Annotated in this window: 29 protein-coding genes; 13 read left to right on the forward strand and 16 right to left on the reverse strand. The window is 64.3% G+C overall.

What is annotated here, in order from left to right:
• Positions 1 to 28: 28 nt before the first annotated feature.
• Complete coding sequence (gene era / locus ACFMBG_RS19085; RefSeq protein WP_421056264.1) at positions 29 to 934, reverse strand: GTPase Era; 906 nt, start codon at positions 932 to 934, stop codon at positions 29 to 31.
• A 270-nt stretch (positions 935 to 1,204) separates the two neighbouring features.
• Between era and ACFMBG_RS19090 the strand changes: the two genes are divergently transcribed.
• Positions 1,205 to 2,518: a multicopper oxidase family protein gene (locus ACFMBG_RS19090; RefSeq protein ID WP_421056265.1), complete on the forward strand. Its 1,314-nt coding sequence runs from the start codon at positions 1,205 to 1,207 to the stop codon at positions 2,516 to 2,518.
• A 4-nt stretch (positions 2,519 to 2,522) separates the two neighbouring features.
• Here the strand turns inward: ACFMBG_RS19090 and rnc are convergent, their stop codons facing one another.
• The 9 genes from rnc to folK all read right to left on the reverse strand — a co-directional run bounded on the left by rnc (position 2,523) and on the right by folK (position 9,667).
• The gene (gene rnc / locus ACFMBG_RS19095; protein WP_421056266.1) at positions 2,523 to 3,200 is read right to left on the reverse strand and encodes a ribonuclease III; all 678 of its coding nucleotides are present in this window, start codon (positions 3,198 to 3,200) and stop codon (positions 2,523 to 2,525) included.
• Positions 3,197 to 4,033, reverse strand: coding sequence for a signal peptidase I (gene lepB / locus ACFMBG_RS19100; RefSeq protein ID WP_421056267.1), 837 nt, complete (start codon positions 4,031 to 4,033; stop codon positions 3,197 to 3,199). Before lepB ends, rnc begins: the two co-directional genes overlap by 4 nt.
• 58 nt (positions 4,034 to 4,091) lie before the next feature.
• Positions 4,092 to 4,523 (reverse strand): holo-ACP synthase, encoded by a 432-nt coding sequence (gene acpS / locus ACFMBG_RS19105; RefSeq protein WP_421056268.1) that lies wholly within the window; start codon positions 4,521 to 4,523, stop codon positions 4,092 to 4,094.
• On the reverse strand, positions 4,520 to 4,939 hold the full coding sequence (locus ACFMBG_RS19110; protein ID WP_421056269.1) for an ABZJ_00895 family protein: 420 nt from the start codon (positions 4,937 to 4,939) through the stop codon (positions 4,520 to 4,522). The genes acpS and ACFMBG_RS19110 overlap by 4 nt, the downstream gene beginning before the upstream one ends.
• A 7-nt stretch (positions 4,940 to 4,946) precedes the next feature.
• Complete coding sequence (locus ACFMBG_RS19115; RefSeq protein WP_421056270.1) at positions 4,947 to 5,693, reverse strand: pyridoxine 5'-phosphate synthase; 747 nt, start codon at positions 5,691 to 5,693, stop codon at positions 4,947 to 4,949.
• Between the two features lie 105 nt (positions 5,694 to 5,798).
• Positions 5,799 to 6,440 (reverse strand): DUF2062 domain-containing protein, encoded by a 642-nt coding sequence (locus tag ACFMBG_RS19120; RefSeq protein ID WP_421056271.1) that lies wholly within the window; start codon positions 6,438 to 6,440, stop codon positions 5,799 to 5,801.
• A 42-nt stretch (positions 6,441 to 6,482) separates the two neighbouring features.
• Positions 6,483 to 8,615, reverse strand: coding sequence for a RelA/SpoT family protein (locus ACFMBG_RS19125; protein ID WP_421056272.1), 2,133 nt, complete (start codon positions 8,613 to 8,615; stop codon positions 6,483 to 6,485).
• Between the two features lie 35 nt (positions 8,616 to 8,650).
• Complete coding sequence (gene rpoZ / locus ACFMBG_RS19130) at positions 8,651 to 9,004, reverse strand: DNA-directed RNA polymerase subunit omega (protein ID WP_027235586.1); 354 nt, start codon at positions 9,002 to 9,004, stop codon at positions 8,651 to 8,653.
• A 93-nt stretch (positions 9,005 to 9,097) separates the two neighbouring features.
• Positions 9,098 to 9,667 (reverse strand): 2-amino-4-hydroxy-6-hydroxymethyldihydropteridine diphosphokinase, encoded by a 570-nt coding sequence (folK, locus tag ACFMBG_RS19135; RefSeq protein ID WP_421056273.1) that lies wholly within the window; start codon positions 9,665 to 9,667, stop codon positions 9,098 to 9,100.
• A 137-nt stretch (positions 9,668 to 9,804) separates the two neighbouring features.
• Here folK and ACFMBG_RS19140 point away from each other — a divergent pair, with 137 nt between their 5' ends.
• On the forward strand, positions 9,805 to 10,374 hold the full coding sequence (locus ACFMBG_RS19140) for a LabA-like NYN domain-containing protein (RefSeq protein ID WP_008555764.1): 570 nt from the start codon (positions 9,805 to 9,807) through the stop codon (positions 10,372 to 10,374).
• Positions 10,375 to 10,439: 65 nt separating this feature from the next.
• Here ACFMBG_RS19140 and ACFMBG_RS19145 read toward each other — a convergent pair whose 3' ends face one another.
• Positions 10,440 to 10,901 (reverse strand): c-type cytochrome, encoded by a 462-nt coding sequence (locus ACFMBG_RS19145; RefSeq protein WP_421056274.1) that lies wholly within the window; start codon positions 10,899 to 10,901, stop codon positions 10,440 to 10,442.
• A gap of 142 nt (positions 10,902 to 11,043) precedes the next feature.
• Here ACFMBG_RS19145 and ispH point away from each other — a divergent pair, with 142 nt between their 5' ends.
• From ispH to ACFMBG_RS19170, 5 genes are all read left to right on the forward strand, one after another.
• Positions 11,044 to 11,994, forward strand: coding sequence for a 4-hydroxy-3-methylbut-2-enyl diphosphate reductase (gene ispH / locus ACFMBG_RS19150; RefSeq protein ID WP_421056275.1), 951 nt, complete (start codon positions 11,044 to 11,046; stop codon positions 11,992 to 11,994).
• Between the two features lie 96 nt (positions 11,995 to 12,090).
• Positions 12,091 to 12,705, forward strand: a complete 615-nt coding sequence (locus ACFMBG_RS19155) for a LysE family translocator (protein WP_421056276.1) — start codon at positions 12,091 to 12,093, stop codon at positions 12,703 to 12,705.
• Between the two features lie 22 nt (positions 12,706 to 12,727).
• Positions 12,728 to 13,327, forward strand: coding sequence for a class I SAM-dependent DNA methyltransferase (locus ACFMBG_RS19160; protein ID WP_421056277.1), 600 nt, complete (start codon positions 12,728 to 12,730; stop codon positions 13,325 to 13,327).
• Positions 13,320 to 13,784, forward strand: coding sequence for a ribonuclease HI (gene rnhA, locus ACFMBG_RS19165; RefSeq protein ID WP_421056278.1), 465 nt, complete (start codon positions 13,320 to 13,322; stop codon positions 13,782 to 13,784). Before ACFMBG_RS19160 ends, rnhA begins: the two co-directional genes overlap by 8 nt.
• Before the next feature lie 16 nt (positions 13,785 to 13,800).
• Positions 13,801 to 14,424, forward strand: coding sequence for a trimeric intracellular cation channel family protein (locus ACFMBG_RS19170; protein WP_421056279.1), 624 nt, complete (start codon positions 13,801 to 13,803; stop codon positions 14,422 to 14,424).
• 10 nt (positions 14,425 to 14,434) lie between these two features.
• Here ACFMBG_RS19170 and ACFMBG_RS19175 read toward each other — a convergent pair whose 3' ends face one another.
• From ACFMBG_RS19175 to def (ACFMBG_RS19190), 4 genes are all read right to left on the reverse strand, one after another.
• Entirely contained in the window at positions 14,435 to 14,671 is a 237-nt protein-coding gene (locus tag ACFMBG_RS19175) for a GlsB/YeaQ/YmgE family stress response membrane protein (RefSeq protein ID WP_421056280.1), read from the reverse strand.
• 13 nt (positions 14,672 to 14,684) lie between these two features.
• Positions 14,685 to 15,590: a methionyl-tRNA formyltransferase gene (gene fmt / locus ACFMBG_RS19180; protein ID WP_421056281.1), complete on the reverse strand. Its 906-nt coding sequence runs from the start codon at positions 15,588 to 15,590 to the stop codon at positions 14,685 to 14,687.
• A 166-nt stretch (positions 15,591 to 15,756) separates the two neighbouring features.
• On the reverse strand, positions 15,757 to 16,254 hold the full coding sequence (gene def, locus ACFMBG_RS19185) for a peptide deformylase (RefSeq protein WP_421056282.1): 498 nt from the start codon (positions 16,252 to 16,254) through the stop codon (positions 15,757 to 15,759).
• 14 nt (positions 16,255 to 16,268) lie between these two features.
• Positions 16,269 to 16,787, reverse strand: coding sequence for a peptide deformylase (gene def / locus ACFMBG_RS19190; RefSeq protein ID WP_421056283.1), 519 nt, complete (start codon positions 16,785 to 16,787; stop codon positions 16,269 to 16,271).
• Between the two features lie 98 nt (positions 16,788 to 16,885).
• On the opposite strand from def (ACFMBG_RS19190), the gene ACFMBG_RS19195 reads away from it, so the two are divergent.
• Together ACFMBG_RS19195 and ACFMBG_RS19200 are read left to right on the forward strand one after the other, a co-directional pair.
• Positions 16,886 to 18,058, forward strand: a complete 1,173-nt coding sequence (locus ACFMBG_RS19195) for a MalY/PatB family protein (RefSeq protein ID WP_421056284.1) — start codon at positions 16,886 to 16,888, stop codon at positions 18,056 to 18,058.
• Between the two features lie 2 nt (positions 18,059 to 18,060).
• Complete coding sequence (locus tag ACFMBG_RS19200; RefSeq protein ID WP_421056285.1) at positions 18,061 to 18,588, forward strand: L,D-transpeptidase family protein; 528 nt, start codon at positions 18,061 to 18,063, stop codon at positions 18,586 to 18,588.
• A gap of 9 nt (positions 18,589 to 18,597) precedes the next feature.
• Here ACFMBG_RS19200 and ACFMBG_RS19205 read toward each other — a convergent pair whose 3' ends face one another.
• Complete coding sequence (locus ACFMBG_RS19205) at positions 18,598 to 18,966, reverse strand: hypothetical protein (protein WP_421056286.1); 369 nt, start codon at positions 18,964 to 18,966, stop codon at positions 18,598 to 18,600.
• 215 nt (positions 18,967 to 19,181) lie between these two features.
• Here ACFMBG_RS19205 and ACFMBG_RS19210 point away from each other — a divergent pair, with 215 nt between their 5' ends.
• The 4 genes from ACFMBG_RS19210 to ACFMBG_RS19225 all read left to right on the forward strand — a co-directional run bounded on the left by ACFMBG_RS19210 (position 19,182) and on the right by ACFMBG_RS19225 (position 23,390).
• Positions 19,182 to 20,156 carry a glutathione S-transferase family protein gene (locus ACFMBG_RS19210; RefSeq protein WP_421056287.1) on the forward strand — a complete coding sequence of 325 codons (975 nt, stop codon included), beginning with the start codon at positions 19,182 to 19,184 and terminating at the stop codon, positions 20,154 to 20,156.
• A gap of 148 nt (positions 20,157 to 20,304) precedes the next feature.
• Positions 20,305 to 21,267 carry a threonine-phosphate decarboxylase gene (locus ACFMBG_RS19215; RefSeq protein WP_421056332.1) on the forward strand — a complete coding sequence of 321 codons (963 nt, stop codon included), beginning with the start codon at positions 20,305 to 20,307 and terminating at the stop codon, positions 21,265 to 21,267.
• Positions 21,264 to 22,175, forward strand: a complete 912-nt coding sequence (cbiB, locus tag ACFMBG_RS19220; RefSeq protein ID WP_421056288.1) for an adenosylcobinamide-phosphate synthase CbiB — start codon at positions 21,264 to 21,266, stop codon at positions 22,173 to 22,175. The genes ACFMBG_RS19215 and cbiB overlap by 4 nt, the downstream gene beginning before the upstream one ends.
• A gap of 45 nt (positions 22,176 to 22,220) precedes the next feature.
• Positions 22,221 to 23,390, forward strand: a complete 1,170-nt coding sequence (locus tag ACFMBG_RS19225) for a lytic murein transglycosylase (protein WP_421056289.1) — start codon at positions 22,221 to 22,223, stop codon at positions 23,388 to 23,390.
• Positions 23,391 to 23,536: the final 146 nt, after the last annotated feature.

Raw genomic sequence — 23,536 nt, forward strand, 5'->3', positions numbered from 1 at the left:
TTCACAAAGGTGAAAAGCATGGGGCGCTTCAATTGCCGTCTTTGAAGTCGAGGCCCATTTCGGAATAGCGCTCGGCCTCTTCCAGCCAGTTCGGGCGCACCTTCACCTGCAGGAACAGATGCACCTTGCGGCCCAGGAATTCCTCCAGCTCGGCACGGGCGGCTTGGGAGACGGCTTTGATGGTTTCGCCGCGCTTGCCCAGCACGATGCCCTTGTGGCCGTCGCGGACCACATAGATGATCTGGTCGACCCGGGCGGAGCCGTCCTTGCGCTCTTCCCAATTCTCGGTCTCGACGGTCAGCTGGTAAGGCAGTTCCTGGTGCAGGCGCAGGGTCAGCTTCTCGCGTGTCATTTCCGCTGCGATCATCCGCATCGGCAGGTCGGCGATCTGGTCCTCGGGGTAGAGCCAGGGGCTTTCCGGCAGCTGGCCTGCCAGCCATTGACGCAAATCGTCGACGCCGTGGCCGCGTTCGGCCGAGATCATGAAGGTTTCGGCGAATTCATAGCGGCTGTTCAGGTCCTGGGCGAGGCCCAGCAGTTTCTCGGCGGGCACCTTGTCGATCTTGTTGATCGCCAGCGCCACGGTGCGGCCGGTGCCAATCTCGGCAAGGCCTTCCAGGATGGTTTCAACGCCTTCGGTGATGCCGCGGTGGGCCTCGACCATCAGCACGACGACATCGGCGTCGGCAGCGCCGCCCCAGGCGGCGGCTACCATCGCACGGTCCAGGCGGCGGCGCGGGCGGAACAGGCCGGGCGTGTCGACGAATACGATTTGCGCGTCGCCCTCCATTGCCACGCCGCGGATACGGGCGCGTGTGGTCTGCACCTTATGGGTCACGATCGAGACCTTGGCCCCGACCATACGGTTCAGAAGAGTCGACTTGCCCGCATTGGGCTCTCCGATCAGGGCAACGAATCCGGCGCGTGTGGTCATCAATACACATCCTGTTTGCAGAGCAGACCCCCTACAGGATTTTACCCACAGGGGCCAGAGGCGTTTTCAAACGGGGTCTGAGACACAGTCACACAACCTTGCCCTAGGTCAAAGACCTGTGGCAGAGGCCATGTGAGAACCGGAGCGCCAAGCCAAACCCGCAGCCAGGCCTTACTCAGACTTCATAACAGGAGGCCTGCCTGATGAACCGCCGTGAATTTCTGCTTGGGACTGCTGCGTCGGCAGGCGCTTGGCACAGCCAGGTGGGGCTTGGCCAGCGCATCAGCCGCACAACAGCTGACCATCCAGCCTGCCCGGTTTGCCTTTCGGGAAAAACCGACCGAAGGGCTGGTAAGCCTGTCGCCTGACGCACCCCCGCCAGTTATTTATGGGACCCAGGGCGAGCCGATGCGGCTGCGGGTGGCCAATGGCACCGAGGATTACACCGCGATGCATTGGCACGGACTGCGGATTTCCAATGCGATGGACGGGGTGCCCTATCTGACCCAGATGCCAATCGTTAGCGGTGAGGCATTCGACTACGAATTCACACCGCCGGATGCCGGCACCTACTGGTATCACCCGCATTGCATGACCATGGCGCAGATGGCGCATGGGCTGACCGGGGTGATGGTGATCCGGGAAGCGGAGGATCCCGGCTTTGACGGCGACCAGGCCGTCAATTTGCGGGATTTCCGGCTTGATGATGATGGCGCGTTCCTGCCCCATTACACCGCGCGCGGTGCCGCCCGCGGCGGGACCCACGGCAATGTGCTGACCGCGAACTGGCAGCAGGCGCCGGCCTATGATCATCCGGCGGGCGGGCTGGTAAGGCTGCGGGTCGTCAACACGGACACCACGCGGATTTACAAGCTGCACCTCAGCACGGATCAGGCCCGGATCATAGCCTGGGACGGGCACCCGGTGGAGATGGAGCTGCCCCTGCCCTCCGCGAAGGGGCCGCTGCTGGTAGGCCCCGGACAGCGGGTGGATTTCGCGGTGCGGATGCCTGCTCAGGAGGGGAAGACGGCGGATCTGCTGGCGGAGCTGCCAGGCCAGCCCGCCCGCGTCATGGCGCAGCTGCGCTCGGTTGGCGCAAACCTTGGGCGGGACCTGCGTGAACTGAAGCCGTTGCCCGCCAACCCGGTTTCCCGGCCGGATCTGGCAAATGCTGAGGTGCATGACTTCGTCTTTGGCTGGACGCCGGAGGGCGGGCCACCCAATGACGGTTATTACGGCTCGATGGGTTACAGTTTCTGGTCGATCAACCGCACCCCTTGGGCAGGCGACGCCGCCAAGGGCACCGGGCCGCTGGCCACGCTGGAACGCGGCAAGAGTTATGTGCTGAGGCTCAGGAATGAATCGCCGAACCTGCATCCCATCCATTTGCACGGACTGGCGTTTGTTCCGATCCGCTCAAACCTGCGCAAGCTGCCGCCATTGGTGACGGACACCATGCTGCTGCTGAAGGACGAGGTGGCCGAGATTGCGCTGGTGGCCGACAACCCGGGCGACTGGGCCTTCCACTGCCATGTGATCGAGCACCAGAAAACCGGCCTTGCGGGATATATCCGCGTGACCTGAAGCTTTAGCCGAGCTGCTCCAGCAGCGCCTTGGCGGCAGCCTGTTCGGCCTGCCGCTTGGAACCGGCAGTTGCTTGAGCCTCGGTACCGTCCTGCAGGCGTGCTGCGATGGTGAAGACAGGCGCGTGGTCCGGGCCGCTGCGGGACACCTCGACATAAACCGGCACCTTTTGCCCGCGGGCCTGCGCCCATTCCTGCAGCGAGGTCTTGGCGTCCCGCGCATCGGTTTCGACCTGGTGAATACGGCTGCCCCACAGGCGCAGGATCATCTCGGCTGCGGCATCAAAGCCTGCGTCCTTGTAGACCGCAGCGATTACCGCCTCCATCGCATCGCCCAGCAAGGCCTGCTTGCGGCGGCCGCCGGACATCATTTCGGAACGGCCAAGCTTCAGCACCGCGCCGATATCGATCTCCTTGGCGACATCGGCGCAGGCTTCCTTGCGCACCAGCGCATTGAAACGCGGCGCCAGCTGGCCCTCGGTGGCGGTCTTGTCATGCTCCAGCAGCGCAGTTGCCATCACCAGCCCCAGCACCCGGTCGCCCAGGAACTCCAGCCGCTGGTTGTCCTTGCGGGTGGAGGAGGACACGGAGGCATGAGTCACGGCGCGCTGCAGCAGCTCGGGGCGGGCAAACTTATGCCCGATCCGCTCCTCGAACGCGCGCAATTCCTTGGACAGTTTCACTCGATCCCCTTGAAGAAACGATCGCCGCGCCAGGTCCAGAAATAGAGCATGGACCGCCCGGCGGAGGAGAACATGATCCGGTCGGCGCGGCCGATCAGGTTTTCATAAGGCACAAAGCCAACCCCGCCCGCGGATTGCGGCAGGCGGCTGTCCGAGGAGTTGTCCCGGTTGTCGCCCATGAAGAAATAGTGGCCTTCGGGCACCTGGTAGACGCCGGTGTGGTCCATGCCCTGGTTGGTGATGTTGAGCACGATATGCTCATTGCCGCCCGGCAGGGTCTCCAGCTTGCGCGACTTCTTGCAGATGGCGCCCTGACCCACCGGCGCGTTTTCACAGCGCGGGAAGGAGCCCTGCGGCCCCTGGCGTTCCATCACTTCCTCGAACTGGCCGGCGTCCTGCAGCTTGACCGCTTCGCCATTGATGAACAGCACGCCGTTCTTCATCTGGATCTTGTCGCCCGGCAGGCCGACCAGCCGCTTGATGAAGTCGTTGCCGTTGACCGGATGGCGGAACACCACCACATCACCGCGCTCCGGCTCGCCGCCCATCAGGCGTGTGTTGTCACCGTCCAGAAAGCCGCAAATGTCCTTGGCGTCGATGTTCAGCCCGACCGCCCCAATACGCACGCTAGGGCAGGAGGCATAGGAATAGCCATAGGCCATCTTGTTCACGAACAGGAAATCCCCGATCAGCAGGGTTTCCTTCATTGATCCGGACGGAATCCAGAAGGGCTGGAAAAACAGGGTGCGGAAGACACCGGCGATCAGCAGCGCGTAGACGATGGTCTTGATCGTCTCAAGGATCGAACTGCCGGTCTTTGCTTTGGCCGTCATCAGGCTCTCCGGTTTGGAAACAGGGTCCGGGGCTACATGCGGGCCTGCGGGGGCCAAGTCAAGTTCCCGAAGGTGATTCCGCCGGGTCGCTGGCGGCCGGGCGCGCCTCGATCACCACAAAGGCCTGCGCCCAGGGGTGGTCGTCGGTCAATGTCACGTGAATCACCGCCTCATGGCCGGGCGGGGTCATCTCGCGCAGCCGGTCAGCGGCCCAGCCGGTGACATGCATCACCGGCTGGCCGGTGCGCAGGTTGGAGACCGCCATGTCCTTCCAGGCAATGCCCATGCGCAGGCCGGTGCCCAGCGCCTTGGAGCAGGCCTCCTTAGCGGCCCAGCGCTTGGCATAGGTGCCGGCCACATCGCGGCGGCGCTCGGCCTTGCGCTGTTCCACTTCCGTGAACACCCGGTTGCGGAACCTGTCTCCGAAACGGTCCAGCGTGCGCTGGATACGTTCGATATTGGCAAGATCGGTTCCGACACCCAGGATCATTCTTGCAGCCGTTTCAAACCCAGCTTGATGCCATGGCCCAGGAACAGGCGGTTGACCATCAGGATGACCGCCAGCAGCAGAACACAAACGCCTGCCAAATACAGGACCGGAACCGTTTGCCGCGCCTCTACCATCACCGGGTTGTTCCAGTAGAGCGGCAATTGCACAATCGTCAGCACTGCCACCACCCCGGTCATCGCCGCCGCGTTGACCCAGGCCGTCTTGCCCGCCAGCGGTTCCCGGGTTGCCTGCGCAATACGCATCCCCTCCAGCACCGAAGCAAACATCGGCGGCAGCACGGTTGCGAGCCCGGCCGGCATCCCGACTCCGAACTGCGCCAGCAGCAGACCCAGCAGCAGCATCCCGACAGAGGCCGCCATCCACAACAGCCCGTAACGGATCAAATTCACTTGCATGGTTTCATCACCCCCGCGCTTCATCCATCAGGCGGCGCATTTCCTGCACTGCCGGGGTCAGCCCGCGAAAGATGGCTTCGCCGATCAGGAAGTGGCCGATGTTGAGCTCCTTCACCTCCGGAAAGGCTGCAACCGGCTGCACGGTTTCATAGGTGAGGCCATGCCCTGCATGCACCTCCAGCCCCAGCGAATGGGCGTAGGCAGACATTTCCCGCAGCGCCTCCAGCTCGCGGTCGCGTTCTGCAAGCTTGCCCTCGGCGTGGAAATCGCAATAGGCGCCGGTGTGCAGCTCGATTACCTCGGCACCGATCCGGTGCGCGGCCTCGATCTGCTTCCGGTCAGCGGCGATGAAGATCGACACCCTGCAGCCCGCATCCCGCAGGGGGGCGATGAAATGGGCTAGGCGGTTTTCCTCTCGGGCCACTTCCAGCCCGCCCTCGGTGGTGCGCTCCTCGCGCTTCTCCGGCACGATGCAGACCGCGTGCGGCTTGTGGCGCAGGGCGATCTTCTGCATTTCCTCCGTCGCCGCCATCTCGAAATTCAGCGGCACGGTCAGCGCCTCCATCAGCGCGTCGATATCCGCATCGGTGATATGGCGGCGGTCTTCGCGCAGGTGGGCGGTAATGCCGTCGGCACCTGCTTCCTCCGCCAGTTTTGCGGCGCGGACCGGGTCCGGATAGGCGCCGCCGCGGGCGTTGCGCACCGTGGCCACATGGTCGATGTTCACGCCCAGGCGCAGTTGGTTCTGTGTCATGACAGCTGTCTCATCCGTCTGAAGTCAAAGCGTTAACCCAAAGACTAGACAGACAGCGAGCAAGAGCAAGCCTGCAGGCAATAATGGTACAATCCGGCGCGCGGCTCAGGAGCCGGTGCTGACCTCGGCGCGCTGCTTGATCGCCTCGAACTTGGCCTTGATCTTGGCCCGGCGGCGCTGCTGGTAGACCCGGATCACCGGCAGACTGAGCATATAGCAGACCGTGGCGGAGATGATGCCCGGGATGATGCCGCCGATCAGGTAGGGGTAAAACACCTCGTTGTAGAACAGATGCAGCCCCTGCCAGTCGGCGGGCTTGTCCATGAACAACGCAAACAGGTTGTCCTTGAGGTCGCCGCCGGCAGCCAGGAACTTGCCCACCAGGGATTTGTCGACCTCCTCGTCGAACTCGGTGCCCAGCAGCCAATGGCCGGTCTGCAGGCTGGCCACCCCGATCGGGACATAAGTCAGCGGGTTTCCAAAAAAGGTGGCGCTGAGCGAGGCCAGGATATTGCCATTCATCATTCGGGCGATGATTGCCGCCACCAGGAAATGCAGCCCATAGAACGGCGTGAAGGTGGTGAACACCCCGGCCCAGATACCGCGAGCAATACGTTCGGGCGAATCGGGCAACCGCCGCACCCGGTGTTTCACGTACAGGAAGGCCCGGCCCCAGCCGCCGCGCGGCCAGACGAAATCCGCAAGCGCCCGGATGGGCGAACGTCTGTCCCGGCGCCTGAATACCAAAGCTGTCCGTCCTTCCCAGTTCCGGCTCAGAGTTTCAGCGGCTTATCCCGGAAAATGGCGCTCTTCCGGCTTGTTCCGGAACCGCGCCACCGCGGCAACATCGCTTTCTGCCTCAAGCGTCAGCATCAGCGAGTGCAGCTGCTCCACATCCCGCAGCTCCACGTTGATCATAAGCCGGTAAAAGTCTGGTTTCCTGTCAACAAATTCAAGGTCCGAGATATTGGCCTTTTTCTCGCCGATCAATGTGCAAATGCGTCCCAGCACCCCGGCATCGTTGCCGATGGTCAGCTCCAGCGTGGTGCCATAGACCGCCGGGTGGGTGCCGCTGTGCCACTGCACGTCCATCCATCGTTCCGGCTGGTCCTCGAACTCACCCAGCTTGTCGCAATCTGCGGCATGAACCACCACGCCGCGGCCTCGGTAGGTGATGCCGATGATGCGCTCGCCCGGCAGCGGCTGGCAGCAGGGCGCGCGCTCAAAGCTCTGCCCCGGCTCCAGGCCGATCACCGCCCGGCGCGGCGAGATTTCGTCGCCATCGCCAGTGGTCAGCTCCGGGTACACCGATTGCACGACGTCATGGGCGGTGATCTCTGCCGCGCCCAGCCGCGCCAGCAGCTCATCCACCCCACTGGCGCGCAGCGCCCGGGCGGCGGTTTCCAGCGCCTTGTCGGTCGCCTTCTTGCCGACATGCTCAAACGCCGAGCGGGCCAGCTCATGCCCCAGCTTCACAAACCGCGCGCGGTCCGCCTCGCGCAGGGCGCGGCGGATGGCGGTGCGGGCCTTGCCGGTGGTGGCGATCTCCAGCCAGCTGACCTGGGGTGTCTGGCCCTCGGCGGTGATCACATCCACCGACTGGCCGTTGCGCAGCCGGGTCCACAGCGGCACCCGGATCCCGTCCACCTTGGCGCCGACGCAGGCGTGGCCAATACGGGTGTGGATGGCATAGGCGAAATCGATCGGCGTGGCGCCCTTGGGCAGCTTGATCACGTCGCCCTTGGGGGTGAAGCAGAACACCTGGTCCGAATACATCTCGAGCTTCACCGCCTCGAGAAATTCGTCGTGGTCGTCCTCAGCGTCGAACTGCTCGGTCAGCGAGGCGATCCACTTGGCCGGATCGACGGCAAAGGGGTTTTCCGAGCGCACGCCGTCGCGATAGGACCAATGCGCCGCCACCCCGGTTTCGGCCACATCATGCATCTGGCGGGTGCGGATCTGCACCTCCACCCGCTTGCCGTCGCGGCCCGACACGGTGGTGTGGATCGAGCGGTAGCCGTTCGACTTCGGCTGGCTGATGTAATCCTTGAAACGTCCCGGCACCGCCCGCCAGCGCTGGTGAATGGCGCCCAGCGCGCGGTAGGCGTCTTCTTCGGAACCGGTGATTACCCGGAAGCCGTAGATGTCCGACAACCGCGAGAAGCCCTGGTCCTTGGCCTGCATCTTGCGCCAGATCGAATAGGGTTTCTTGGCGCGGCCAAAGACCTCGGCCTCGATCCCGGCCTTTTCCAGCTCCAGCCGCATGTCGCCGGTGATCCGGTGGATCACATCGCCGGTTTCCCGCTGCAGAGTCACAAAGCGGCGGATGATCGACTGGCGGCCTTCGGCATTCAGCACCCGGAACGCCAGATCCTCCAGCTCCTCGCGCATCCACTGCATCCCCATGCGGCCTGCCAGCGGCGCATAGATATCCATGGTCTCGCGCGCCTTCTGGGCCTGCTTCTCGGGGCGCATCGCCTTGATCGTGCGCATGTTGTGCAGACGGTCGGCAAGCTTCACCAGGATCACCCGCAGGTCCTTGGACATCGCCATGAACAGCTTGCGGAAGTTCTCCGCCTGCTTGGTCTCGCGGCTGCTGAGCTGCAGGTTGGTCAGCTTGGTGACGCCATCGACCAGCATCGCCACTTCGCCGCCAAAACGGCGGGCGACTTCCTCGTAAGAAGCCTTGGTGTCTTCGATGGTGTCATGCAGCAGCGCGGTGATGATGGTGGCATCATCCAGCCGCTGTTCGGTCAGGATCGCGGCGACCGCCACCGGATGCGTGAAATAGGGCTCGCCCGAGTGGCGGAACTGGCCTTCATGCATCCGTTCGCCAAAGGCATAGGCCTCGGCGATCCGTTCCGCATTGGTCTTGGGATTGTAGTTGCGGACCAGAGCAATCAGGTCGTCAGGGGAAATCATGTCCGGTCCGCAGCCTCAAATTCCAGACGCGCGCCTCAGCCCTGGCCCTGGGCCTCCATCAGCGCGCGCAGCAGTTTCTCTTCCGACATGTCGTCTTCGGCGGGCTTGTCGCCATCCGCGCCCATCAGCAGAGCCATGGAATCCTCTTCCGGCTCATCAACCTCGATCTGGGTCTGGTTGCTCTCGATCAGACGCTCGCGCAGCTCGTCGGCGCTCTGGGTCTCTTCGGCAATCTCGCGCAGGGACACGACCGGGTTCTTGTCGTTGTCACGCTCAACGGTGATCGGGGCACCAGCCGAGATCTCGCGGGCACGGTGCGCTGCAAGCATCACCAGCTCAAAGCGGTTGGGCACCTTGTCTACGCAATCTTCAACCGTCACGCGGGCCATCAGCGACTCTCCAATTCATTCCTGGTCCAGAAGGCAGACATTTACGCCCAAATCTTTCTCTTGACAAGGGCGGAAAACGCCGCATCGCGCTGGTTACAGAGGGACAACCTCCGCCACCTCTTCCGGCGGCAGGTCCGCCAGCATCTGCGTCACGGTTTTCTGCAAAACCGGATGCTGCCAGCGCGGCGCGATATCCTTGAGCGGCACCAGCACAAAGGCACGGTCCTGGATGCGCGGATGCGGCAGGATCAGCTGCTCCGGCGCCTCCTGCATCTGGCGCTCCAGCGGCAGCCCCTGCCAGCGGGCGAACCCGGCGGTGTCCGGCAGCACCGCACCGCCGTGATCCAGCAGATCCATATCCAGCGTGCGCATCCCCCAGCGCTGCTCCCGCACCCGGGCAAACTGCGCCTCAACCTCATGCAGCCGCGCCAGCAGATCGCCTGCCGACAGGGCGGTTTCCACCGCTACAGCGGCGTTCACATAATCGGGGCCTGCACCGGCCGGAAAGCAGGGCGTGCGGAAGAACCGGGAGACGCTGCGCAGCCTCACATCCTCCGCCTGCAGGGCGGCAATGGCCTTTGACAAGGTGACTTGCGGCGCATCAGCGTCAGCCGGCAGGTTACCGCCAAGTGCGATCAGCGAAAGTTTCCGGTTTGCGGCCATTTTTGACCCTATTTCAGAATGGCAGTATACTTGCGGCAGATGACAAATAACTTACATTAAGTCCACCCGTTTCGCCGATTTCAAGCTCACACTCACGGAACTCAAGGCTGAGGCGGATATACCGGAAGGAACATTTGATGTTTTACAAAGACGAACGGCTTGCGCTGTTCATAGACGGGTCAAACCTGTACGCCGCGGCCAAGGCGCTCGGGTTCGACATCGACTACAAGCTTCTGCGGCAGGAATTCATGCGCCGCGGCAAGCTGCTGCGCGCCTTTTATTACACCGCCCTGCTGGAGAATGACGAGTATTCTCCGATCCGGCCGCTGGTTGACTGGCTGCATTACAACGGCTTCACCATGGTCACCAAACCGGCCAAGGAATACACCGACAGCCTGGGCCGCCGCAAAGTCAAAGGCAACATGGATATCGAGCTTACCGTCGATGCCATGGAGCTGGCGCCGCGGGTGGACCATATCGTGCTGTTCTCGGGCGATGGGGATTTCCGCCCGCTGATTGCCAGCCTGCAGCGCCAGGGCGTGCGTGTTTCGGTGGTCTCGACCATCCGCAGCCAGCCGCCGATGATCTCTGACGATCTGCGCCGCCAGGCCGACAATTTCATCGAGCTGGAAGAGCTGCGCGACGTGATCGGCCGCCCGCCGCGCGAGCAAAGCGATCAGCGCTCGGCAACCGTCGCGCACGGCTAAGCAGAAGCAACCGCTTCATACCCGGAGCAAGGCGCCAGATGGGGCGGCGCCTGCTCCGGACCAAATCAATCGTTCGCCTGGCTGTTAATCTGGTTGTGGCGGGCGATTATCTCTGCGGGCCAGCGGCTTTTGATATAGGCCAGCACCGCCAGCATCTCCTCTTCAGTCAGCACACCGGCATAGCCGCCCATGCGGCTGCGGTAGCCATTGCCGACCAGCTGGGCAACGCCGTGCCTGGTGATCTCCAGCAACTGCGCGTCCGAGTGGTGCCAGGTGTGGCCGCTTTCGTCCTGCGGCGGCGCAGGCAGATAGCCCTCGCTGTCCCGCTGCTGCCAATTGGGTTCGCCCTGCAAGTCCTCTCCGTGGCAGCTGGCGCAATGGTCCAGATAAATCACCTGCCCCTCGGCCACCGCCCCCGGATCCTTGTAAGGCAGGAGCCCGGCTGCCTGCGGATCGCTCTCCGCCAGCCAGTAATACGCAGCCGCCGCCAACCCGGCCGCAGCGGTAAAGGCAATCACCTGTTTCACGCTGCCCTCATGCCTTTTGCTGTCCAAGGCGGGCTTTTGCCGCCTTCCCCCGCAGGAACCTCCAATCACAAACCTGTGATGCCGCCCGGGCACTGGACCTTGCCGCCTGAACCGCTTACCTCTGGCCCGCAAGGAGACGCCAATGACCAAGCCAGCCCTGACCCTCTACCTCGCCGCACCGCGCGGCTTCTGCGCCGGAGTGGACCGCGCCATCAAGATTGTCGAAATGGCAATCGGCAAATGGGGTGCGCCGGTCTATGTCCGCCACGAGATCGTGCACAACAAGTTCGTGGTCGACTCCTTGCGCGAAAAAGGCGCGGTCTTCGTCGAGGAGCTGGACGAATGCCCCGATGACCGGCCGGTGATCTTCTCGGCCCACGGGGTGCCGAAGTCGGTGCCCGCCGCGGCCGAAGCGCGTGAAATGATCTATGTCGATGCCACCTGCCCGCTGGTCTCCAAGGTGCATATCGAGGCCCAGCGCCACGCGGAAAACGGCTTGCAGATGATCATGATCGGCCACAAGGGCCACCCGGAAACCATCGGCACCATGGGCCAGCTGCCCGAAGGCGAGGTGCTGCTGGTCGAAACCGTCGCGGACGTGGCCACGGTAGAGGTCCGCGATCCGGACCGCCTCGCCTATGTCACCCAGACCACCCTGTCGGTCGATGACACCAAGGGGATCGTCGCAGCGCTGGAAAAGCGCTTCCCCAACATCGTGGGCCCGCACAAGGAAGACATCTGCTATGCCACCACCAACCGTCAGGAGGCGGTGAAATCGGTGGCGCCCAAGGCCGATGCCCTCCTGGTGGTTGGCGCACCCAACTCCTCCAACTCCCGCCGCCTGGTCGAAGTCGGCGCCAAGAACGGCTGCGACTACGCCCAGCTGGTGCAGCGGGCCGAAAACATCGACTGGCGCGCGCTGGAGGGCATACGATCCGTCGCCATCACCGCCGGCGCCTCCGCTCCGGAACTGCTGGTCAACGAGGTGATCGACGCTTTCCGCGCCCGCTATGACGTGACCGTCGAGGTGGTGGAAACCGCCGTCGAAACCGTGGAGTTCAAGGTGCCCCGCGTTTTGCGGCAGCCCGCGTAATCCCCCCGGGAGCAATCCAGGTTACAGAAAACACACCCGCCGCGGGCTAATCGTGTTACGCATTAGTCCCCGGGCATTTTTTCTGGAGCCGCATCCATGATTACGCTGCACTTTCTGATTACCGCATTTGTTGTCGTCCTCGCCCCCGGCACGGGCGTCATCTACACGCTGGCCCTGGGCCTTGGGCAGGGCTGGCGCGCCTCCATTTGGGCAGCGGTTGGCTGCACATTCGGTATCTTGCCCCACCTCGCCGCCGCTACCCTGGGGCTGGCGGCTGTCCTGCACAGCTCCGCCCTGCTGTTCCAGATCGTCAAAGCAGCGGGCGTCGCCTATCTGCTGTATCTCGCCTGGCAGGCCCTGCGCAGCGGCGGGGCGCTGGCGGTGGATTCCAAGCGCACCAGCCAGCCCGGCTGGAAAATCGCCTGGCGCGGGGCGCTGATCAACATCCTGAACCCCAAGCTGTCGGTGTTCTTCCTGGCACTGCTGCCGCCGTTCCTGAGCGGCAATCCCGCCAGCGCCACGCTGGAGATGTCAGTTCTGGGCCTGGTCTTCATGGCGATGACCTTTGCCATCTTCGTGCTCTACGGGTTGTTCGCCGCCCAGGCCCGCACCTATCTTCTCAACAGCGAGCGGGTGCTGAAGTGGATGAGCCGCGGCTTTGCCGCCGTCTTTGCAGGCCTCGCCGCCCGGCTGGCAGCGGAACGCGCCTGACTGCTGCCGCGGAGGTGACCAGATGAGCGATGACAGAACAATCAGCGTCTACGACGAGCGCGCCGCGGAATACGCCGAGCGCTTTGCCGGCGGCACGGACGCAGGGGAAGAGTCCGACTTCCAGGCTTTCACCGGCCGGCTTCCGGAGGGCGGCGCGGTGCTGGATCTCGGCTGCGGCCCCGGCCATTGGGCAGCGCGCTTCCGGGACGCAGGCTACCGGGTGGCTGCCCTGGACGCTTCGCCGGAAATGGCGGAAGCCGCCCGCAGCGCCTATGGGATCGAGGTCACCGTCACAGGGTTTCACGCCCTGGATGCCGAAGCGGTCTTTGACGGTGTCTGGGCCTATTTCAGCCTGCTGCACGTGCCGCGGGCGGAACTTGCCATCCATCTCTCCGCCGTGCACCGGGCGCTGGCCCCTGGCGGAACATTGTGCCTGGCGATGAAACTGGGTGAAGGCGAAGGCCGCGATGAGCTGGGCAGGTTCTATGCCTACTACAGCGAGGAAGAGCTGCGCGAAAAACTCGAAACCGCCGGTTTCACCGTCCTTGGCAGCCGCCGCGGCGAGGGCAAAGGACTGGCTGGCACTGCCCAAGAGTTCGTAGTATTGACCGCACATGCCTGATTTGTTTGCTTATACCGACGGCGCCTGCTCTGGAAATCCCGGCCCCGGCGGCTGGGGCGTCCTGCTGCGCGCCATGGACGGTGACACCATCGTCAAAGAAAAAGAACTCAGCGGCGGCGAGGCCGAGACCACCAACAACCGGATGGAACTGCTGGCCGCGATCAACGCGCTGGAGAGCCTGGCGCGGCCGTCCACGATCACCGTGGTCACTGACTCGGCCTATGTGAAGAACGGCGTCACCGGCTGGATCCACAGCTGGAAGAAGAACGGCTGGAAGACCTCCAGCAAGAAGCCCGTGAAGAATGTCGAACTGTGGCAGCGGCTGGACGAGGCCCAGCGCCGTCACAAGGTGACATGGGAATGGGTCAAGGGCCACGCAGGCCACCCCGAGAACGAACGCGCGGATGAACTGGCCCGGGCCGGCATGGCCCCTTTCAAGAAGAAGAAAAGCGCCTGATGCGCGAGGCCAATGCATGAGCTTTCTGACCCTGCTCGACTACGCCTCGGTGCTGGTCTTCGCCCTCACCGGGGCGCTGGTTGCCAGCCGGGCGCAGCTCGACATTGTCGGCTTTGCCTTCGTCGCCTGCCTGACGGCGGTTGGCGGCGGCACGGTCCGGGATCTGCTGCTGAACCGTGATCCGGTGTTCTGGGTCGGTGACCCCAACTACATCCTGCTGGCAGCGGGCGCCGCGGTGGCGGTGTTCTTTACCGCGCATCTGGTGGAAAGCCGAATGCGGTGGGTGATCTGGCTGGACAGCTTTGCCCTGGCGGTTGCCGTGCCCGCCGGCACCGGCGCGGCGATAGCACTGGGAAAAGGGCCTGTGATCGTGGTGCTGATGGGCATGGCCACCGGTTCGCTGGGCGGGCTGATGCGCGATGTGGTCTGTAACGAGGTGCCGCTGGTCCTGAAACAGGGCGAGCTTTACATCACCTGCGCCATGGCCGGCGCGATCACTGCCGTTCTGGCAATCTCGGCGGGGCTGGAGCTGCGGTTTGCCCTGCTCGCCTGCGCCGGCGTCTGCTGGACCCTGCGCGCGGGCTCGATCACCTTCGGCTGGCACCTGCCCGTCTACAAGAGCCGCCCGCCGCGCAGCTGAGCCTGCGCCTCTACCGCTGAATATAGCGCTGCCAGAGCCAGATCAGCACCAGGGCGCCCAGGACCGCGCCGACGAACCCCGCCATGAAGCCCATCACGGCAAGCAAGCCCCGCAGAACCAGCCCGCCCACCAGCGCCCCCGCCATGCCGATACAGACCGTGGTGATGATATCGGTCTCCAGACGCATCAGCCGGGTTGCGAGGAAGCCTGCCGCGGCACCGATGATGATCAGGGCAATGATGGGCATGCCTCGCCTCCGGTTACAGGCGGCTGCCCTTCGGAACCGGGAAGCCGCGCAGGAATACATCCGGATCCTGCGCGCTTTTGCCCGCCCGTTGCAAGCGCAGCAGCTGCACCGCTCCGGTTCCGCAGGCAATGGTCAGAGCGTCATCCAGCACCTCGCCCGGCGCGCCCTGCCCCTCTGCCAGGCGCGACGCCAGCAGCTTGACCCGCTGGCCTTCGATCTCGCACCAGGCGCCGGGGAAGGGGGACAGCCCGCGGATCTTGCGGTCAACCTCCGCCGCCGGGCGGGACCAGTCGATCTGTGCCTCGCCCTTGTCGATCTTTTCGGCGTAGGTAACGCCCTCTTCGGGCTGCACCTCCGGCGTCAGGTCGGGCAGGCAGCTCAACGCCTCAACGATCAGCCCCGCGCCCATTTCAGACAGCCGGTCATGCAGCTGGGCGGTGGTTTCCTCTGCACCGATCGCGGTGGCCTCTCGCAGCAGCACCGGGCCGGTGTCGAGCCCCGCCTCCATCTGCATGATGCAAATACCGGTTTCCGCATCGCCCGCCATGACCGCCCGGTGGATCGGCGCCGCCCCGCGCCAGCGCGGCAACAGGCTCGCGTGGATGTTCAGGCAGCCATGTTCCGGCGCGTCCAGAATGGCCTGCGGCAGGATCAGCCCGTAGGCTACGACCACCGCAATATCAGCGTTCAGCGCTGCAAATTCCGCCTGCTCCTCGGCGCCTTTCAGCGAGACCGGGTGGCGCACTTCCAGCCCCAAGGCCGCGGCGCGGGCGTGGACGGGGGTTGGACGGTCCTTCTTGCCGCGGCCCGCAGGCCGGGGCGGCTGACAGTAGACGGCGGCAATCTCGTGCCCGGCTTCTACCAGCGCGTCCAGCACCGGCACCGAGAAGTCAGGTGTTCCCATGAAGATGATGCGCATCAGTGTCCCCGTCCGCCCCTTGGTTACCTTGCCGCACACATAGACGGGCTTGCCTGAAACAACGCAGGTTCGCGCCTGGTCCCGGGGTGGGCGTTTCGCGCTCGCCCTAGGGGCGGGGCTGGGCGCGAACCGGGCCGCAGGCGGCCCGGGAGTTCGATATCCGGCCTCAGCCGTTCAGCTTCTTGGCCTTGCGGACCAGCATGTCGCGCTTCACCTTGCTCAGCCGGTCGAAATACATCTTGCCATTCAGGTGGTCGATCTGGTGCTGAACCGAAGTCGCCTCGATCCCGACAAAATCGCGCCGGTCGATCATCCCCTGCTCATTCAGGTAGCGGACAGTGACAGCCCGCGGGCGTTTGATCTTGGCCGACACGCCCGGCAGGTTGGGGCTGGCCTCGTCATGCTCGCGCAGTTCGATCGAGGCATGCAGGATCTCCGGGTTAGCCAGTTTCACGGCCCGGCCGCGCTCGGTGGAGCCATCCACCACCGCCAGGCGCAGCATCACCCCGATCTGATTGGCGGCCAGGCCCACGCCCGGCATCGCCTCCATGGTATCCACCATGTCATTCCAAATGTCGCGGATTTCGTCGGTGATCTCTGTCACCTCTTCAGCCTTAAGGCGCAGGCGCTTGTCGGGCCACGGCAGGCAGGTGCGGACGGTCATGTCTGTAGGGTTCCTCAGGCGCGGGCGCGTTCGCGCTTCAGCTTCTGCATCTTGCGGGTGATCATCTGGCGCTTCAGCGGCTTCAGGTAATCAATGAACAGTTTGCCGTTCAGATGGTCGATTTCATGCTGCACGCAAGTCGCCCACAGCCCATCAAAGGTCTCGCGCTGCGCAGTGCCGTCGCGGTCCATCCATTCGACCTCAACCACCTTGGGGCGGGTCACCTCGGCATATTGATCCGGGATCGACAGGCAGCCTTCCTCATACACGTTGGTTTCGTCCGAAGAAGAGATGATCTGCGGGTTGAACATCACCAGCGGGCGCGGGTCGCCATCCTCTTCCTTAACGCAATCCAGCACGATCAGCCGCTGCAGGATACCGATCTGCGGCGCCGCCAGGCCGATGCCGGGGGCTGCATACATGGTTTCCAGCATGTCATCCGCCAGCACGCGCAACTCGTCGCTGAGGTCGGCCACAGGTGTGCAGACCTTTTTCAGGCGGGGATCGGGATGGATCAGGATCTGTCTTTTCATGAGCTTCATGTATGCGATCAGCCGCCCCATCGCAACGCCCCCTTGCGCCTGCCGCTGCAGCGATTAGCTTCGCTGCCAAACACAGGGGAGTTCACCACATGGATTTTGACACGATCATCGACCGCCGCGGCACCCACAGCTCGAAATGGGACAAAATGGAGACGCTGTTCGGCGTGTCCCCGCAGGACGGTCTGGCGATGTGGACGGCGGACTCCGACTATCAGACCGCGCCCTGTGTCATCGAGGCCGTCAAAAAGGCCGCCGAGCACGGCGTCTTCGGCTACTCCTGGCAGCACCCTGAGTATCTGCAGGCAGTGCAATGGTGGATGAAGAACCGCCACAGCTGGGACATCGAAACCGATTGGGTGCTGACCACCCAGGGCCTGGGCAACGCCATCGCCCTGAGCCTGGATGTCTGGAGCCAGCCCGGCGACGGCGTGGTCATCTTCTCGCCCGTCTACCACGAGTTTGCCCACAAGGTGAACAAGGCCGGGCGCAAGGTCACCGAATGCCCGCTGGCGCGGGACGGCGGCGCCTACAACCTGGATCTCGACGATGCCCAGTCGCGGCTGAACGGGACCGAGAAGCTGCTGCTGTGGTGCTCGCCGCAAAACCCGTCGGGCCGGGTCTGGACGCCGGAGGAGCTGCGCGCGGTTGCAGCCTTTGCCAAGCGCAACAACCTGATCCTGGTGTCGGACGAAATCCACCACGATCTGGTCTATCCCGGCAGCACCTTTGTTCCGATGGATGTTGCCGCACCCGATGCGCGCGCCTGGACCGTTACCTTGACCGCCGCCTCCAAGACCTTCAACATCGCCGGGCAGCGGACCGGCAACATGATCATTCCGGATCCGGACCTGCGCGCCGCGATGCGCCAGCGGCTGAACACGCTGGATTACGACCCGAGCGCGCTTGGCGTTGCCATGATCACCGCGGCCTACTCCCCCGAAGGCGCCGAATGGGTTGATGCCCAGATCGCGCATCTGGAGGGCAACCGCAAACTGTTCGACGATGCGGTCAACGCGCTGCCGGGGCTGAAGTCGCTGCCGCTGCAGTCGACCTATCTGGCCTGGGTCGACTTCTCCGGAACGGGCATGAGCCGCGCGGAATTCATCAAGCGCCTGCGCGAAGACGCCAAGATCGCCACCTCGCCCGGTGACGGCTTCGGCACCGGCGGCGAGTTCATGGAACGCTTCAACCTGGCCACCCAGCGCGCCCGGGTCGAGGAAGCCTGCCGCCGCCTGACCAGGGCTTTCTCGGACCTGCAGTAACCATGAAGCGCCTGCTGCGCCTTCTGGCGCTGGTTGTCCTGACTGGCGCCGCCTGGACCGCCTGGCAGGCCTTCTCTCCGCGCCCGGTGCCGCCGCAGGCCACGGCGGTGGACCGGATCGACCGCATCCTGATCGAGAAATCCGCCCGCCGCCTGACCGCCAGCCGCGGCGGCGAGACGGTATTGGAATTCCCCATCGCGCTGGGTTTCGAACCGGCGGGCGACAAATTCCAGGAAGGCGACGGCAAAACCCCTGAGGGCACCTTTGTGATCGACCGGCGCAACCCCAACAGCGCCTATCACCTGTCACTGGGGATCAACTACCCCCAGCCCGAGGACCGCGCACGCGCGCACGCCGCAGGGGTCAGCCCCGGCGGCGATATCTTCATTCACGGACAGCCCAATTCGGTGGGCAGCCTGATCACCCTGCCCGGCGACTGGACCGCCGGCTGCATCGCCGTCAGCAATGAACAGATGGAAACGCTTTGGCGCCTGGCGCAGATCGGAACCGAGGTGGAAATCCGCCCCTGACCTGAAGCCTCAGATCTTGCCTTGCGACTGGTCGAAGGGGATCAGCCCGGCAGGCCCGTCCGGCGACTTGTAGAAATCCAAAGGCGCCTTGTCCGCGGCGGGGGTCGAGCGCTTGAACTCATACCGCATCTCGCCGCCCTCTTCCTCGCCGGCCACGATCAGGCATTGCGAGACATGGCGGGCACCATCGTAGATATCGACCAGCCCGCGCAGCATCGGCGCGGTTTCCGCCTCAACCGAGAACCCGGTCTTCCACAGCCGCAACACCGGATACAGCTCATTATCCGCCATCACCCGCAGCCGGCTCTTCTTCCGCATCCCCTGCAGGCGGGCGGTGTCCAGCGCTTCCTGCACGGCTTTGGGAACGTAGGTATTCATAGCAGCAGCCTTCCAAATGCTTGGGTCGTCACGGGTTCTTCTTTTCAACGGTGCGTCACAAATAGATAAAATCAAGTGAACATTTTCGAAAATTTCACGGCAGCGCAATTTTGTTGCGCTTGTGCAGTGGCGCAGAGGCCTTGCGCGCTGCGTTGCATAGGCGCAAGGCCCCGTCATGCCTATGTTTGGACCGCACAGCAGCAGGAGCAGACACGATGGGCCTTTTGATCGACGGGAAATGGCACGACCAATGGTATGATACCGATTCTACCGGCGGCGCCTTCAAACGCAGCGAATCGCAGTTCCGCAACTGGATCACCGCAGACGGCAGTGCAGGCCCCTCGGGCGAAGGCGGCTTTCCGGCGGAAAGCGGGCGCTATCACCTGTACGTGTCGCTGGCCTGCCCCTGGGCCCACCGCACCCTGATCTTCCGCAAGCTGAAAGGGCTGGAAGACCACATCTCCGTCTCTGTCGTGCATCCCGACATGCTGGGCGAAGGCTGGACCTTCGAGACCGATGAACACGGCGCCACCGGCGATTCGCTGTTCGGCAGCTCCCATCTGCACCAGGTCTACACCCGCGCCGATCCCGGCTACACCGGCCGGGTGACGGTACCGGTTTTGTGGGACAAGACGCGAAACACCATCGTCTCCAACGAAAGCTCCGAGATCATCCGGATGTTCAATTCGGCCTTCGACGGGATCACCGGCAATACCGAAGACTACTGGCCGGAGGAACTGCGCGAGCCGATCGAGGCGGTGAACGCCCGGGTTTACAGCACCGTCAACAACGGAGTCTACAAAAGCGGCTTTGCCACCTCGCAAGAGGCCTATGACGCCGCAGTAGAGCCGCTTTTCGAAAGCCTGGACTGGCTGGAGGACCTGCTGTCGCAGCACCGCTACCTGCTGGGCGACCGCATCACCGAGGCCGACTGGCGGCTGTTCACAACCCTCCTGCGATTCGACCCGGTCTACCACGTGCATTTCAAGTGCAACCGCAAGCGGCTGGTGGATTACCCGAACCTCTGGGCCTACACCCGTGAGCTGTACCAGTGGCCCGGCGTGGCTGAGACCGTCGGCATGCACCACATCGTGCGCCACTATTACTACAGCCACGACACCATCAACCCGCACCGGATCATACCGGTCAATCCCAGGATTGACTGGAAGGAACCGCACCGCCGCGGCTGACCCCTGCGGCCTGACGCACCTGGCGCCAGATCCGCCTGTCCCGCATCAAATAGGGAGTTCACGCATGGCGCCGGTTGCTTTAAGAAACGGGTAATCTCATATGGCATCCGACCAGCCTGGAGAGAGATATCCACCGGTGACACCCGCGATGCCTGAACGCCCGCTTGATAACGCAACCCCGCCCCGGGACCACGGCGGCAACCTCAGCGCCGCCATGGCAGAGTTCGGCGGGTCCCGCAGCGGCTGGATGGACCTGTCGACGGGGATCAACCCGCATCCCTATCCGCTGCCGGAGTTCACTGCCGGCGACTGGGGGGCGCTGCCCGATGCCGATGCCCTGGCGGAGCTTGAGCGCGCAACGCGCGCGTTCTGGAATATCCCCGAAGAGGCCGCAGTGCTGGCCGCTCCGGGTGCCTCGGCGCTGATTGCCGCCCTGCCCGCCTTGGCCGCGCCGCAGTGGGTGCAGATCACCAAACCCACCTACAACGAGCACGCCGCCGCCTTTGAGGCCCGCGGCTGGAAGGTCCGCGTTGATGGCCCCGCCGAGGCCCGCGTCGTAGTGCACCCGAACAATCCGGACGGCCGCCTGTGGAACGAAGAGCATCTCACCTCACCGCTCACCATCATCGACGAGAGCTTCTGCGACGTCTGCCCGGAACAGAGCCTGATCCGCATGGCTGCCCGCCCCGGTGTCATTATTCTGAAAAGCTTCGGTAAATTCTGGGGCCTCGCGGGGCTGCGGCTGGGGTTCGCCATCGGCGACCCGCAGCTGATTGCAAAACTTGCCACCTGGCAGGGCCCCTGGGCCGTCTCCGGCCCCGCGTTGCGCACCGGGGCGCTGGCCTTGCGGGACCGCCAATGGGCCGAGGCCACCCGCACCCGCCTCAGACAGGATGCCGCCCGGCTGGATGAACTGGTGCTGGCCAAGGGCGCCAGCCTGGCCGGCGGCACCGACCTGTTCCGGCTCTACAACGTCGAGGACGCCGCAACCTGGCAGCGCCAGCTGGCCCGCGCCCATGTCTGGAGCCGCATCTTCCCCTATTCCCGAACCTTTCTGCGCCTGGGCCTGCCGCCTTCGGACGGCTGGGACCGGCTGGAGGCGGCGCTATGAGCACTGCTGCGATGCTGGTTGTTGCCCTGCTGCTGGATGCCGTCTTTGGCGAACCGAAATGGCTGTGGTCCCGCATGACCCACCCCGCAGTTCTGATGGGCAAGGCGGTTGGTTTCCTGGACCGCAAGCTCAACACCGGCAGCAACCGCCGCGGCCAGGGCGTTCTGGCGGCTCTGGCGCTGGTCCTGTGCGGCTATTTCGCGGGCAAGCTGCTGGCACTGCCGGGGGCGCTGATCGAAATCCTGGTTGCCGCCATCCTGATCGCCCAGCGGTCGCTGACGGAACATGTCACTGCTGTCGCCAAAGGGCTGCGCAGCAGCCTGGCGGAAGGCCGTGAGGCGGTAGCGATGATCGTCAGCCGCGACACGGCTGCCATGTCCGCGCCGCAAGTCGCCCGCTCCGCCATCGAAAGCGGGTCGGAGAACTTGTCCGACGGCGTCATCGCGCCTGCCTTCTGGTTCCTGATCGCCGGCCTGCCGGGGCTGATCATCTACAAGATGGTCAACACTGCCGACAGCATGATCGGCTACCGCAACGACCGCTACAAGGACTTCGGCTGGGCCTCCGCCCGGCTGGACGACCTGCTGAACCTGATCCCGGCGCGGCTCACCGGCCTGCTGATCGCCCTTGCCGGCGGCCAGCTGCGCCAGTGGAGCGCCATCGCCGCCGACGCCCGCAAGCACCGCTCGCCCAACGCCGGCTGGCCCGAAGCTGCCATGGCACGGTCGCTGGACACTGCCCTGGCCGGCCCGCGCTCCTACGACGGCCAGATGCGGGACTTTCCCTGGGTCCATGCCGATGGCGCCAAAAGCGCCAGCGCCGAAACCATCACCCGCTCCGTCACCCTGCTCTGGCAGGCCTGGGCAATTGCCCTGGCCCTGACCATTGCCATTGCCGTGGTTTTCTAGCACATAGGATCCCATGGGAGCGGAAAGACAAGGAGCGCCAGAGTCATGCGCCTATTGCCCTTTGCCCTCGCGGTGAGCCTGCTGCCTGCAGCAGCGGCGGCCCAATGCGGCGGCGGCTTTCAGAATTTCGTCAGCCTTTTGAAAGACGAGGCGGTCCAGGCCGGCTATGGCATAACCACCGTCAACGCCTTCTTTGACGGCACCCGCCAGGACCGCCGCGTGCTCAAGGCCGACAGGGCGCAGGGGGTCTTCCAGAAGCCTTTCATCGACTTCTCCCGCCGCCTGATCTCGCAGGACCGCCTGCGGCGCGGCTTGCAGATGTCGCAGAAGCACGACAGCACCTTCCAGCGGATCGAGAGCACCTACGGCATCAGCCGCGGCGTGCTGCTGGCCTTCTGGGCGTTCGAGACCGACTACGGCGGCTATCAGGGTGATTACAACACCCGCGACGCGCTGGTGACGCTGGCCCATGACTGCCGCCGCCCGGAGCTGTTCCGGCCGCAGGTCTTTTCGGCGCTGGAACTGTTCCGCCAGGGCAATTTCGACCCCAAGCGCACCACCGGCGCCTGGGCGGGTGAGATCGGCATGGTGCAGATGCTGCCCAGCGACATTCTGGAACACGGCGTCGATGCCGACGGCGACGGCAAGGTCAGCCTGAAAACCTCAGCCCCGGACGCGCTGATGTCCGGCGCCCGGATGCTGTCGCACCTGGGCTGGCAGCCCGGGCAGCCCTGGCTGCAGGAAGTCACCATCCCCGCCGGGATGGATCTGTCTCTGACCGGCACCGCCCGCAAGAAGACCGTGGCGCAATGGCGGGAACTGGGCGTTTCAGCCCGTGACGGCAGCCTGCCCGATCCCACCATGCGCGCCTCCCTTCTGCTGCCGCAGGGGCACAAGGGGCCAGCCTTCCTCGCCTACCCCAACTTTGATGTCTACTTCGAGTGGAACCAAAGCTTCACCTACGTGCTCACCGCCGCCTATTTCGCCAACCGGCTGGAAGGTGCAGAGGTCTACAACGCCGGCAGGCCCGACAGCGGGCTGACCGGCACCCAGATGAAGCAGCTGCAGCAAAAACTGCAGGCGCGCGGCCACAATGTCGGCGATATCGACGGCATCCTCGGCGCCCGCACCCGGCTTGCCGTGCAGAAAGAGCAGCAACGCCTCGGCCTGCCTGCCGACGCCTGGCCCACGCCTGCCCTGCTGAAGAAGCTGTGAGTCGCGCGCCTCATTTGCAAATCATCAACTTCCGGGGTATAAATTCCCTTATAGAGAAGGTTGTTCAGTAATCTCACCGAACAATGTGCCGGGTAGAGTTGCAGCTCTACCCGGCTTTCTTATTCCGGGATCAGAGATACTCCAGA

This window comes from Leisingera coralii, from assembly GCF_049056525.1.
Classification (GTDB): domain Bacteria; phylum Pseudomonadota; class Alphaproteobacteria; order Rhodobacterales; family Rhodobacteraceae; genus Leisingera; species Leisingera coralii.